Origin of the sequence: uncultured Shewanella sp., from assembly GCF_947497935.1 — a bacterium.
Taxonomy (GTDB): Bacteria; Pseudomonadota; Gammaproteobacteria; order Enterobacterales; family Shewanellaceae; genus Shewanella.
Window position 1 is genome coordinate 40,021 of record NZ_CANMIO010000020.1, and the last position, 13,186, is coordinate 53,206.

14 protein-coding genes are annotated in these 13,186 nt (G+C 46.7%); 6 read left to right on the forward strand and 8 right to left on the reverse strand.

The annotated features are described in order from the left end of the window. Positions 1-67 precede the first annotated feature (67 nt). The 6 genes from Q1A86_RS17845 (at position 68) to Q1A86_RS17870 (ending at position 6,633) form a co-directional block, all read left to right on the forward strand. The gene (locus tag Q1A86_RS17845; protein WP_299809613.1) at positions 68-742 is read left to right on the forward strand and encodes a class I SAM-dependent methyltransferase; all 675 of its coding nucleotides are present in this window, start codon (positions 68-70) and stop codon (positions 740-742) included. Positions 743-789: 47 nt separating this feature from the next. After that, positions 790-1,326 carry a Der GTPase-activating protein YihI gene (gene yihI, locus Q1A86_RS17850; protein ID WP_299809616.1) on the forward strand — a complete coding sequence of 179 codons (537 nt, stop codon included), beginning with the start codon at positions 790-792 and terminating at the stop codon, positions 1,324-1,326. A gap of 91 nt (positions 1,327-1,417) precedes the next feature. Next, positions 1,418-1,885: a DUF2489 domain-containing protein gene (locus Q1A86_RS17855; protein ID WP_299809619.1), complete on the forward strand. Its 468-nt coding sequence runs from the start codon at positions 1,418-1,420 to the stop codon at positions 1,883-1,885. Between the two features lie 250 nt (positions 1,886-2,135). After that, positions 2,136-3,512 carry an oxygen-independent coproporphyrinogen III oxidase gene (gene hemN / locus Q1A86_RS17860; RefSeq protein WP_299809622.1) on the forward strand — a complete coding sequence of 459 codons (1,377 nt, stop codon included), beginning with the start codon at positions 2,136-2,138 and terminating at the stop codon, positions 3,510-3,512. Positions 3,513-3,731: 219 nt separating this feature from the next. Continuing rightward, entirely contained in the window at positions 3,732-5,513 is a 1,782-nt protein-coding gene (locus Q1A86_RS17865; RefSeq protein WP_299809625.1) for a DUF885 family protein, read from the forward strand. Between the two features lie 142 nt (positions 5,514-5,655). After that, the gene (locus tag Q1A86_RS17870) at positions 5,656-6,633 is read left to right on the forward strand and encodes an alpha/beta fold hydrolase (protein WP_299809628.1); all 978 of its coding nucleotides are present in this window, start codon (positions 5,656-5,658) and stop codon (positions 6,631-6,633) included. A 49-nt stretch (positions 6,634-6,682) separates the two neighbouring features. Here the strand turns inward: Q1A86_RS17870 and flhA are convergent, their stop codons facing one another. Genes flhA through Q1A86_RS17910 form a run of 8 tightly spaced genes read right to left on the reverse strand, consistent with a single transcriptional unit; the run spans position 6,683 to position 13,118 of the window. Next, positions 6,683-8,764, reverse strand: a complete 2,082-nt coding sequence (gene flhA / locus Q1A86_RS17875; RefSeq protein ID WP_299809630.1) for a flagellar biosynthesis protein FlhA — start codon at positions 8,762-8,764, stop codon at positions 6,683-6,685. A gap of 15 nt (positions 8,765-8,779) precedes the next feature. Further along, positions 8,780-9,913, reverse strand: coding sequence for a flagellar biosynthesis protein FlhB (gene flhB, locus Q1A86_RS17880; protein WP_299809633.1), 1,134 nt, complete (start codon positions 9,911-9,913; stop codon positions 8,780-8,782). Further along, positions 9,913-10,689, reverse strand: a complete 777-nt coding sequence (fliR, locus tag Q1A86_RS17885) for a flagellar biosynthetic protein FliR (RefSeq protein WP_299809636.1) — start codon at positions 10,687-10,689, stop codon at positions 9,913-9,915. The genes flhB and fliR overlap by 1 nt, the downstream gene beginning before the upstream one ends. Before the next feature lie 11 nt (positions 10,690-10,700). After that, positions 10,701-10,970 carry a flagellar biosynthesis protein FliQ gene (gene fliQ / locus Q1A86_RS17890; RefSeq protein ID WP_202723511.1) on the reverse strand — a complete coding sequence of 90 codons (270 nt, stop codon included), beginning with the start codon at positions 10,968-10,970 and terminating at the stop codon, positions 10,701-10,703. 4 nt (positions 10,971-10,974) lie between these two features. Continuing rightward, positions 10,975-11,121 (reverse strand): hypothetical protein, encoded by a 147-nt coding sequence (locus Q1A86_RS17895; protein ID WP_299809642.1) that lies wholly within the window; start codon positions 11,119-11,121, stop codon positions 10,975-10,977. A 35-nt stretch (positions 11,122-11,156) separates the two neighbouring features. Further along, complete coding sequence (gene fliP, locus Q1A86_RS17900; protein WP_299809644.1) at positions 11,157-11,885, reverse strand: flagellar type III secretion system pore protein FliP; 729 nt, start codon at positions 11,883-11,885, stop codon at positions 11,157-11,159. Positions 11,886-11,887: 2 nt separating this feature from the next. Further along, the gene (fliN, locus tag Q1A86_RS17905) at positions 11,888-12,244 is read right to left on the reverse strand and encodes a flagellar motor switch protein FliN (RefSeq protein ID WP_299809646.1); all 357 of its coding nucleotides are present in this window, start codon (positions 12,242-12,244) and stop codon (positions 11,888-11,890) included. Beyond that, positions 12,237-13,118, reverse strand: coding sequence for a FliM/FliN family flagellar motor switch protein (locus Q1A86_RS17910; protein WP_299809648.1), 882 nt, complete (start codon positions 13,116-13,118; stop codon positions 12,237-12,239). Before Q1A86_RS17910 ends, fliN begins: the two co-directional genes overlap by 8 nt. Positions 13,119-13,186 lie beyond the last annotated feature (68 nt).

Genomic DNA, 13,186 nt, shown 5'->3' on the forward strand with positions numbered 1-13,186 from the left:
ATCTGTCGCCTTTTTTTATTTCTCGTCTTATACTAAAAAAAGTCTAACTTGTTGGTTTTACTAATATATGCGCAGATGCCCTCTTTGTCATAGTGACAATACAACTCGGTTTTACGCCAATAAAAAACGCTGCTTGTATCATTGTCATCTATGCCGATTAGTTTTTGCCGACGCTAACTCTCACCTTCCCCCTTCGGTAGAACAGCAAAAATATCGCCAAGCCAATAATAAACAAAAACCATTAGCACGGTTTATGTTGGAGCTCATCGACCAATGTGAAGACGGGCAAACACCATTGCTAGGACTTAACTTTGGCCGCACCCTAGATGCAGATACCTTGCAAAAGATCACCACCAGAGGCCACCAGCTTAATCAGTATGACCCAAGCATCGCACCATGGACTGGCCAACTGAAGCAAGAATACGACTTTATCTGCTGCTACCGAGTGTTTGAACACTTTCGCTTTCCCTATAGAGAATGGGCGCTGCTCAGCGAGCTCGTAAAACCCGGTGGTTGGATTGCAATCTGCACCCCCCTGCTCAGCGATCTAAGTGCATTTGATAAATGGCACCACAAGAATAACCTCACCCACGTCAGCTTTTACCAACGGCAGACTTTTGAGTTTCTAGCAAACAAAGTCGGTTTTAAGCTATTATTTGCAGCAAACGATCTCATTCTGGTGCAAAAACCATCAGGATCTGATATAACACGCGACCAAACTTCAGTTGTTGTAGGAGCCTAAGCGCTTTTCAACAAGTAGAGTCATTTAAGTTATCGAGATAAGCGATCATGTCCCGTAGTAAGAAAACGCGTAAGAGCAACGAGAATGCTCCAAAATTAGCCCCAAGAACCAAGAAGAAAGAGCGAGTTCTTTCAGGCAAAAAACAAGTTGCTGGCAACAAAGCGGGAAGCCGTCATAACGCTTCGATGATTGAGAGCCAGGCTAACGGTGGTAAGGCTAAGAGCGCTGACCCACGTCACGGCAGTAAAAAGCCTGTTCAACTGCACATCAATACCGAAGCTAAGGTTGAGAAAAAGCCTCAAGGGCCGAAACTAACCGACGAGCAGAAGTTGTTGAAGCTTGAGGAAGACCCAAGACTAAACGGTCTGCTAGATATGCTTGAAGAAGGTAAAAACCTGAACCAAGAAGATCAGAAATGGTTAGACAAGCAGTTAAACCAAATTGAAGCACTAATGGTAAGACTGGGCATCACCGACGAAGAAGACGATGAGCCACAAAGCAGAAAAGCCGTTAGCGATGATGACTTATTTGATAAGTTTGAGTCTGGCGCAGATCTGCTAAAAGACTACCAACACAAAGATTAATTCTTAATGTGTAAAACCCTATGGCATCTTTATTGATGCCATATTTTTATCCATAATCGTCTCTTTCTCTCACTCACAGTTAGGGTTTTGCATGACTACAGCCTTTATTCTCCTCGCCATCATTATCGTAGTAGCATTGGCAGCCTACGCAGGCTATTTACTGATTAAAGTACGTAAGCAAGAACAACTCCAGGCCAAACTGAAGCAAGAGCAAGCCGATGCAGCCAAAGCCAAGGCTAATGAACTGCTCGACAATATTCGCTATATCGCTACTGCGATGCTAGAAGAGCGCTGCGAGCTGTCAGAAGGCGTAATGCGAATTGTTAAGCTGTCTCAGTTAGTCGGACTCTCTGAACTCATCGCCAGTCAGTATCCCGCCACTTTTCAGCACTTTGAAGTAATTAAAGCGCACCCCATCAAAGAGCAGCGTAAGGCCTTAGAAAAACAACAGCGTATGAAACTCGACTTCGCTCGCATGCGTTCTGAAAGTGAGCTAGAAGTCAAAATATTAGAAGAAGCCAAGCGGCTTAGTGAACTAAACTCTGAGTCACTACACTAATATTCGATGCGATAGAGGTAACTGACTTTTAAAAGGGCAGCATCAAAATCGCAGATATGACATATTTTGCTCATATAGGGTGAGTCTGTGCACAAAATTTTCCCAAGACCACAGACATGCACCTCATTTTCAGCGATATTCAGTCACACTTTGCTACCCATATTAAATTTTTACAACATGGATCAAGGTTATTCAACAAATAACCGTGCATACTTCACATGTTGCTAAACTACACGCCGGAGGACACGCCTTGAAGCAGCCCACCCCAATTAGTTGGGATCAGTCAATGATCGAAAAGTACAATTATAGCGGTCCACGTTATACTTCTTATCCGACGGCCTTGGAGTTCGATGACTCGTTTACCGAGGAAAAATTGCTGACCTCTATCAAGAACAGCAAGAGTGACAAACTTTCTCTTTATATCCATATTCCTTTCTGCGCCAAGCTTTGTTACTACTGTGGCTGCAATAAAGTTATCACTCGTCACCAACATAAAGCCGATCAGTACATTGAGTACTTAGCAGCAGAAATCGTTAAGCGCGCACCGCTGTTTAAAGATTATCTCGTAACCCAAATTCACTGGGGTGGCGGTACACCGACATTCCTAACACCTGAGCAAATTCTTAAGCTATCAGCACTCATCAAGGCTAACTTCAAGGTTGCCGATGTAGGTGAATACTCAATCGAAGTCGATCCGCGTGAAATCGAACTTTCGATGCTAGACACCCTAAAAGAAGCGGGCTTCAACCGCATCTCTATCGGTGTTCAAGACTTCAATAAAAAGGTTCAAGTTGCAGTAAACCGCGAGCAAGACGAGCAGTTCATCTTCGACTTAATGGCACGCGCTAAAGAGCTAGGCTTTGTTTCGACTAACATCGACTTAATCTACGGCTTGCCTCATCAGACACCTGAGACCTTTGCTGAAACCATGCAGCGCGTACTGGACTTAAACCCAGACCGTCTATCAGTATTTAACTACGCTCATTTGCCATCACGTTTTGCAGCCCAGCGTAAGATTAAAGATGAAGATCTTGCATCGCCACAGCAAAAACTTGATATGTTGCATCAAACTATCGAGACCCTAACGGGTGCGGGTTACCAATACATTGGTATGGACCACTTTGCTAAGCCAGACGATGAGCTATCTATTCTGCAGAACGAAGGCCGTCTACACCGTAACTTCCAAGGTTACACCACTCAAGAAGAGTGTGATCTATTGGGTCTAGGTGTGTCTTCAATCAGCCAGATTGGCGATTGCTACGCACAGAACCAGAAAGACATTCGCCCTTACTTCGAATCAATCGATGCTAATGGCCATGCGCTTTGGAAAGGTTGTAGCTTAAACCGTGACGACGAAATTCGCCGCGTAGTGATTAAGCAGCTTATCTGCCACTTCGACCTAGATATGGCGAAGATCGAAGAAAAGTTAAACATCAACTTTGAAGAGTACTTCGCAGAAGACTTAAAACTGCTGCAAACCTTTATCGATGATAAGCTAGTCGACATCACTGACCGCAAGATCACTATCAGCCCAACTGGCCGTCTGCTGATCCGTAACATCTGTATCTGTTTCGATGTTTACTACCGTGAGAAAGCAAGGCAACAACAGTTCTCTCGCGTTATCTAATCCGCAGTTAAAGCACGATTAGAACCTCAAAAAACCGGCCTTAGCCGGTTTTTTTGTACCTGAAAAAATATAAGTACCACCAGCAAGCTGCACTTTCCAGCAAAGCTCTCCATTTCAGAGGGAATCCTTTTGTCACATTTAGTTTAATTTTCATCCGTGACCTTTGCGGCCTGTAACGGCATAATCAAGCTGATAATTAAAACAATAATGGACATATCTATGTATAAATACCTACTTCCCTCGGTACTCGTCTTGGGGCTCAGCGCCTGCCAAACCACTACACCCACTACGCCAGATGTCACCACTCAGCAAGTTGTAACCCATAGTCAACTGCAGTCCATTATTGATGCCGCTTGGCAGATTTCCTTAGACGCCAGCCCAAGCTTTGCCTATTCACTTGGGGATAAAACTGCCGCAGGTAAACTGCAGGACCTGTCGCCAGCGGCACTCGATGCACTCGACCAGCGCAAACAACAGCTACTCAAACGATTGCAGCAAATAGACAGCAGCAGTTACAGCAAAGAAGACGCGATTAACGCACAGATACTGCAAGCTCAACTACAGAACGATGTTGACCAATACCGCTATAAAGACCACTACATGCCTATCTCTGCCGAAGGCGGTTTTCATGCTTATATTGCTTCAATAGCCAAAGGCCGCTTCGCCAAGGTCGAAGACTACCAAAACTATATAAAGCAGCTGCAAGCAATGCCGGACTACTTCGAACAGCAGACCTATTGGCTGCAGCAAGGTTTAGCCGCTGGGATCACCCCAGCTAAGGCGACACTCAAAGGTTTTGAAACCAGCATCACCGCCTTTATCGTGCCGGTAGAGGAAAGTGGATACTTCAAGCCATTCACTCAGTACCCATCGCACTTCAGTGAGGCTGATAAACTACACCTGACCGAACAGGGCCGTACTTTAGTGCAAGACACTGTGCTTCCTCAGTATCAAGCCTTCTTCGACTTCATCACCACTGAATATATTCCTAATACCCGAGAAAGCATTGCCACTTATGACCTTCCTGATGGTGAGGCCTTCTATGAGAACCGCGTGCGCTATTACACCACCTTAGATATGACCTCAGATGAAGTACACCAACTGGGCTTACAAGAAGTTAAACGGATCCGCGCTGAGATGCAGCAGATCATTAAAGAAGTGGAGTTCAATGGTAGCTTTGCCGAGTTCTTACACTTTTTAAGAACCGACCCACAATTTTATCCCGAGACAGCGGAAGAGTTACTCAAGGAAGCGGCCTATATCGCCAAGCAAGCCGACGCCATGCTACCTAAGTATTTTGGCAAGTTGCCACGCCAACCTTATGGTATCGAGCCGGTACCTGCCGAAATTGCACCTAAATACACCACCGGGCGTTACTCTGGCTCGAATCGCGCAGACGAGCCAGGCTATTACTGGGTCAATACTTACGCCCTAGACAAACGTCCACTTTATGAGATGGAAGCGCTCACGCTGCATGAAGCCGTACCTGGCCATCACCTACAGATAGCACTCAATCAGGAGCTAACCGACCTACCAAACTTTCGTCGCTACAGCTATATTTCAGCCTTCGGCGAGGGCTGGGGACTCTACTCGGAATATCTAGGCTTAGAGGCTGGTTTTTACCAAGATCCCTATAGTAACTTTGGCCGCCTAACCTATGAGATGTGGCGTGCAGCGCGTCTAGTCGTCGATACAGGCATGCACGCCAAAGGTTGGTCGCGCCAGCAGGCTATAGACTTTATGGCCAGCAACACCGCACTGTCGATGCATAACGTTAATACTGAAATAGACCGTTACATCAACTGGCCAGGACAAGCCCTGTCATACAAGATTGGTGAGCTGACAATCAAACGTTTGCGCGCACAAGCGGAAGATGAGCTAGGTGAGAACTTCGATATTCGCGCCTTCCATGATGCCATTCTAGCCAATGGTTCTGTACCTATGTCGGTATTAGAACAGCAGATAAAAGACTTTATCGCAGCCCAAAAAGCGGAAATCTAATCACTTATCTAGACGGTTAGAACAGCAAAAGGCCGCATTAGCGGCCTTTTTAATGAGCGCGATTTAATCGCTTATGTTTCGCTAGAGTCTGGCTAAATAAGTTTGCTACACTGCATGCAAGATCACTCAATAGAACTACTCCATGTCGATTGCTACCGAGCCCTATATGAACACCACTACTCCTGTCAGCTTTTCATCTGAGCACCACCTTAATAGCCCAGAGCAGAAAGTCTTTTGGCAGCAAGTGACGCAATCGAGTTTCAAGACCCGTGACAATATCAGTTTAGCCTATGCCCGTATCACGCATCCAAATAGTATAGGTACCATAGTGATCAGCAGTGGTCGGGTTGAGTCTTATCTGAAATATAAAGAGCTGATGTTCGACCTTTATCAGCAAGGCTACAGCTTGTTTGCTATCGATCATCGCGGCCAAGGTTTATCGGCACGCACGACTGCGAATCCTCATCAGGGACATATCGACAAGTTCCAGCGCTATGTCGACGACTTCGCCGAGTTTGTCACTAGAATTGTCAAACCGCATGCCATGGAAAACTATTATCTGGTTGGTCATTCGATGGGAGGAGCAATCGGTACGCTTTATCTAGATCAGTACCCGTCGACCTTTAAGGCTGCGGTTTTCTCGGCACCTATGTATGGTATCAAGCTCCCGCTTCCCAAAGCCTTTATCCGAGGCCTAGCATCTTTACTCAATACCGCTAAGCAGCCTAAGTATATATTGGGCGGTAAAGACTACCATGCCGACCCGTTCGATAAAAACGACCTGACCCACAGTAAGCTTCGCTATGAGGATTATCGCGAGCTTTACCGCCAGCAGCCACAATTACAGCTGGGCTCGCCAACCAACCATTGGTTAATCGAGTCAATTGATGCAGCCGAGCAGGCGGTAGCTGCCGCTCGAAATAGCCCTATTCCGCTACTTATTTTGCAGGCAGAGGAAGACACCATAGTCGCTAACGCCGCACAGAACCGCGCCGTAAATGGCCAGTGCCGCTTAATTAAAATCCCCTATGCGCGTCACGAGATCTTTATGGAGCGAGACAAAGCACGCAACCTAGCACTCAAGGCGCTATGCAACTTCTTAAAACAAGTAAATTCATGAGCTTACAAAAAGTAAAAAGGGATAGCGAGCTATCCCTTTCTGTTTTCAATTAACCTAACTGCCCTGCCACCATCAGCTCCCGCGTCTCCGGGATCTCATTGTAAGACAGTACATGCAAGCCGCGAGCAAACGCCAAGGCGTAGCGAGCCAATATCGGCCTTAGTTGTGGCGAAACCAACAACAGCGGGCTATGACCATGCTCCTTCGCTTGTGCGAGCAGCTGCGGCATCCGTTGTTGTAACTGTGCCAGCAGTTGAGGGTCGACAGGGAAACTATCCAAGGACCCCTTGCCCTGCTGCTGAGATTGATTGAGCGCCACCATCAATGTCTGCTCAAGTTCCGGCGCCAGTGTCATCACATTAAGCTTAGGCTCTGCACCAACAATAGAGTGTAAGATGGTGTTGCGCAGCGCACAACGCACATCGGCTGCAAGCAATACAGGGTCTTTACTGTTTTCACTGCAATCAAGCAAGGTTGTGGCAATGGTACGGATATCTTTCAGTGATACTTGCTCCTTAAGCAGTAAACGATACACCTTGAGCTGCAAGATAGGCGTCAAGGCAGCATTGAGCGACTCAGCCAATTTAGGTGACTGCTTCGCGAGTCTATCACTCAACGCCAATACGTCGTCATGCTGCAACATATCCGGTAGCGACTCTCTAATAAGCTTACTGACATGAGTCGCGATAACCGTGGCATTATCCACCACCGAATATCCCAAGTTTAACGCTTTCGCTTTATGGTCTTGCTCAATCCAGATAGCATCCATCTGATAAGCGGGCTCTTTAGTAATAATACCATCGATCTCGCCAAACACAGGACCACTCTTGATCGCCATTAAACGCTCTGGCTCTAATTCTGCTGTGACCACGGGGTTACCCATCATATTGATTTGATATGCATTGGGGGCCAAAGATAGGTTATCCCTTACTCTCACCTCTGACAGCAAAAATCCCGCCTGCTCAGACAGAGTTCGACGAATACCTGTTAATCGTTTCTGCAACTCAGCCCCCTTACTACGCTCAACCAAGTGCACCAAGCGATAGCCTAAACGCACTTCAATCAGATCCGTATAAGGCAGCGCATCCCAACTCGGCGCCGAGGGCTCGCTAAAGCTGCTTTCCCTTAGCTCCTCAACCTTAGACTCGGCAACCTTAGGTTCTGTTTGGCTCTGCTTCCAAGCCACAAACCCCAGTAGGGCTGCAAACGATAAGAATACAAAGGTTGGCATCCCGGGCACTATGCCTAAGACAAACATAACCAGTGCAGATGTCGCTAGCGTCTTTGGATTCGCCAGTAGTTGCTGACGCAACTGCTCAGGCATCTCTTCGGCATCGGATACACGAGTTACAATGATCGCCGCCGCAGTCGCAAGTAATAACGACGGGATCTGTGCGACTAAGCCGTCACCGATAGTCAGCAATGCATAGGTCTTAAACGCTTCACCCGCACTCAAGTCATGCATGAAGATACCGATCGCTAGACCACCCAGCATGTTGATGGCTAAGATCAACATGCTGGCAATGGCGTCACCACGGACAAACTTAGAGGCACCATCCATAGAACCATAGAAGTCGGCCTCACGTGCCACCTCTTGGCGCCTCTCTCTCGCCTGATCTTGAGTCAAGACCCCCGCATTGAGATCGGCATCGATTGCCATCTGCTTACCGGGCAAGGCATCTAGGGTAAAACGTGCTGAAACCTCGGAAATTCGTTCGCCACCTTTAGTGATCACCACGAAGTTAATGATCATTAAGATTAAGAAGATCACCCCACCGACGACATAGTTACCGCCGATCACCACCTCACCAAAAGCTTGGATCACCTTACCAGCGGAATCGCCACCTTCATGGCCTTCAATAAGCACCACACGAGTCGAGGCCACGTTTAGAGTTAAACGCAGTAGGGTAGCGAGCAGCAGAACAGTAGGGAATACTGAGAACTCCAACGGTCTACGGATCGATACGCCAACCAATAGCACCATCACGGCTAGTACTATGTTGAAGGTAAACAAGATATCTAATAGCCATGGTGGTAAAGGCAAGATCACCATGGCCAATACGGCGAGTAGCATGATTGGAATGCCGATATAGCCTGGGCTACCGGCAAAAGTACGCTTAAACCAGTTCATTAATGCAAATAACCTTTAATCATGTTGTAAATTCTTCGGAATATAGAAGTGGGGTAAAGGCTCAGGCTTAGCCTGCTTGCCTTGTCTTGCAGCCCTGAGCTGCATCACATAACTCAAAACGTGGGCGATAGCGACGAATAAACCCGATGGGATCTGCTGCTCGACCTGAGTCGAATAGTAGATGGCTCGTGTCAATGGCGGTAGCTCAAGTACCTCGACCCCATTACGCTTAGCGATATCACGCATGTAGAGCGCTAACTCATCGGTTCCCTTCGCCAGCACATAGGGGGCATCCGCCTTATTCATGTCATATTTGAGGGCCACGGCGTAATGACTTGGGTTGACCAATAACACATCGGCTTTAGGTACTGAGACATCGGCTCTAGAGCGGCTTATCCGTTGCTGCATTTGACGGATCTTAGCCTTAATCTCTGGCTTACCATCCTGCTGTTTATGTTCATCCTTCACTTCTTGAAGCGACATTCTCAGCTCTTTATGATGATGCCAATACTGGTAAGGCACATCGATAAAGGTGATCAATAGTAGCCCCAAACCAAGATAAAGCATGGCTAGACTCAGCATATCTATACCACGCATAACCGCCTCATCAACTGGCAATTGGCTGATGTTCATCAAGGTCTGTAGGTTCTTCTGTAAAAAAACCAGCATGATGCTGACCAGCAGCACAATCTTAAGAATCGACTTAATCAGCTCGACTAAAGACTTTACCGAGGCCATTCTGCCAAGGCCTGCTATCGGATCGATTCGGCTGTATTTAAAGCCTGCATTTTTAAAGTTAAACACCGGACCACCAGGCATAGCTCCGGCAATGATGGCTATCAAGGCCACCGTCAAAAAGAGTGGCCCCAGAATATTCAGCACTTCTAATAGAGAATGCGCAAGATGGCGAGTCATCATCCCCGGCTCATCTAACTGCGCCTTAGTAAATAACATATTGGTTCTAGTTAGCTCTGCGACCCTAACGGCAATCCAGTCTGCAGTCGTCGTCAGCAATAAGGAACAACCAATAATAAGCGCCGAGGAGGCTAAGTCTTTAGAGCGCGGTACCTGCCCCTGCTCCTTAGCCTTCCTTAATTTTTGCGGTGTCGCTTTTTCCGTTTTACTCTGGCCCGAGTCCTTACCGCTCACTATATACCACCAATAAATTGATACATGGCAGACAAAGCATCTAAACAGAGGTCGCTATAGCGGGTCGGTAGACCGCTAAAGGAGAAGAACACACACAGTAGCCCCATTAACATAGACATAGGAAAGCCTAGGGCAAACACGTTTAATGATGGAGCCGAGCGACTCAATACGCCGAAAGTGATATTCACGACTAACATGGCAAGGATCGCTGGCAAAGCCAGCATAAATGAAGCGGCAAAAATCCAAGAGATCCGACCGATAAGTCCCATTAGTGGAAGATCAAACACTCCCATTCCGATAGGCCATAATCTGAAACTATCCACCAAGATGCCAATCGCCACCAAATGGCCATCTAAAGCCAGAAACAGCAAGGTTCCATAGAGCATAAACCACAAACCCAAAAGAGGATTAGCACCACCACTTGAGGGGTCATTCATCACGGCCATCGACAACCCCATCTGCATCGACATCATGGCGCCAAACATCGTCATCACATGGATCATTATCGATAAAAAGAGTGCCAGCATGAAACCAATCAATAACTGCTCGACGGCCAAGAACAGCGCATGAAACGAGATGGCATCGACTTCTGGAAAGGGAGGAAGTATAGGGGCAATCATAGCGGATATGCTGATAGCTAACAGGATCCGCACTGTGGCAGGAATATAGTTATTACCTAAGAAAGGCATCACCATAAATGCCCCCATAATGCGGCAAAAAGGCCACCAGAAGGTACCGATAAAGGTGCTGATCTGAATTGAGGAAAACGAAAGCAATCAGTAAGTCCTCAACCTATGATATGGGGAATATTCATAAACAAACGATTGAAGAAGTCGCCAATCTGCTGCAATAACCATTCACCCGCAAAGACCACCATCAATAGGGTCAAAATTAATCTTGGTAAGAAGCTTAAGGTTTGCTCATTCACCTGAGTTGCGGCCTGAAACACAGCGATCAGCAGGCCGACTAACAAGCCTGGAACCACTAAGACGCCAACCATAGCAACCACCAGAAAGATGGCTTCAGAAAACATCGACGTTAATTCATTAACATCCATATGGCTAAAACACCCCAGCTATGAGCATAGAGATAACGGCTGGCCAATCATTTAATACCACTAAAACGGTCATCATCAAGCCAAGAAACAGATGAATAATATCGGCGATGGAAACAGCTAATTCCTGCTCATCCTGCAGCTTAATACTCATTAAAATACCTTCCTAATCGTGCAACAGAATCTAGGCTAACCATAGCTGGCCACCAAGGTGCTCACCGTCATCGACCAGCCATCGACTAACACAAACACCATTAATTTAAACGGCAATGAGATAATCAGTGGTGACAACATCATCATCCCCATAGACATCAACACACTTGCGACTACCAAATCGATGACCAAAAACGGCAGAAACAACAAGAAACCAATCTGAAATGCGGTCTTTAATTCGCTCAATACGAAGGCAGGCATCAGCACAAAAAATGGGATTTCATCGGCAGTCAACGTTACGGGTTCACCGGCAATCTTCAGCATCTGCTCAAGATCCGTTTCACGAGTTTGCGCCAACATAAATTGACGCAATGGCACTTCGCCACGTGCAACTGCCTCCGGAAGCTCTATCTGCCCCATGTCATAGGGTAGAAATGCATCGTCATAGATTGCCTGCCCGACAGGACGCATAATAAAAATAGTCATAACTAAGGCGATACCGATTAACACCTTGTTTGGCGGGCTTTGCTGTAAGCCTAAGGCTTGACGCAAAATAGCTAACACGACAATTATTCGAGTGAAACTGGTGAGCATCATCAACAATGCGGGAAGAAAGCTCAGCACTGTCATTAAGGCTAAGATTTCTAGTTTTACACTCACAGCCTGTGTCTTATCACCATCGGCCAGAGAAAATAACGTCAACCCATCACTTGCATAAGCCGCCGATGAAAAACTCAACACAAGAACCAGCAACACTCGCCACATAGTTAGTCAGCAGCTCCAGTTAGGCTGGTCGCTTCCACTTCGAGCAAGCGCACGCCGTAGCGACCATTAACTTCAACGACTTCGCCACGTCCAAGCAATGCACCATTGACACGGATATCTAGAGGTTCACCCACCATACGATCTAGCGCAACGACATCACCTTCGCCCATTTGCGCCAATTCACCTAACGACATTTCTACACTGGCGAGCTCTAACGTCACATGAACGGGAAGCTGATGAAAAAATGATATATCTTTTACAGGCTTAGCTTGAGCCTTAGGTTCGCGGATCGGCTCTTCAGCAAAAAAATCATCATCGAGTAAAAAGTCTTCATCTTGCAAAATATTATGTTCAGCCATTGGATTGTTCCTCCATTTGAAAGGCTTCTTGGGTCAATTTGGCCACCATCTGCCCCTCATGGGTATGAACTGTGGCGTAAAAAAGTGGGCGTTTACCGACGGTAACAGGACAGCGAGAGTGCAGGTTCATAGGTAAAATATCGCCTACGGCTAATTTCTGCAGTGATGTCACTGGCATGCTCTGATGTCCTAACTCGAGTAGCGTTCTAAGCGGGATCTGCTTCAGTCTGCCAGCCAACTTTTCGGCTAAAGCGGGGTCGGCTTGATATTGGCTAGGCTGCTCAGCCATCAATTCCAATAGGTGTTCAGCCATATAAAAACACAGAGCGGGACCACTGTGAGCGGCTGGAAAGCTCAGTTCGCAACAGACAGGAGCCTTGATAGGAGCTGTATTCATTACTAGCTCAAGCTCTAATTTATCCTCATCGATTTCGATGATCGGGAATGTCCTTATCACCGCCATCATTAAGCGTTTAACCAGACGAAACTCTGACTGGCTCGGAGCTCTTAAGGGAGAATGCAACGCACTAGCAAAACTCCCGTAATAACCACTAGCAAGTTGATCCAGTGTGCATTTATCGATTAGCCACCAGCCCAGCTCCACTCGGTTATAACTAAGTAAAAACCAAGCATGATGCAATTGAGGGGTGACGGGTTGAGTTTTCGCTGTTAGCGAAACTTTTGACAGCGCATAGTGACCCTGCCGAGTAATCGGTGTCAGCAGCTCATTAACAGCATCGATCATTGGCCGCTGGCATGACTCTAATTGCATCAATAATCGACTTCTAGCCAACTTCTCTTTAATCAAGACAACAGGTCTAACCTCTCCCACCTGACTAGATTTAATTAGATTGGCTTTAGCAGTTGTTTTCATCCTAAATCTCACACAAAAAGATCGTCAAATATTCGACGCGAAATTAAATAAGCAATTAAAATGACGAA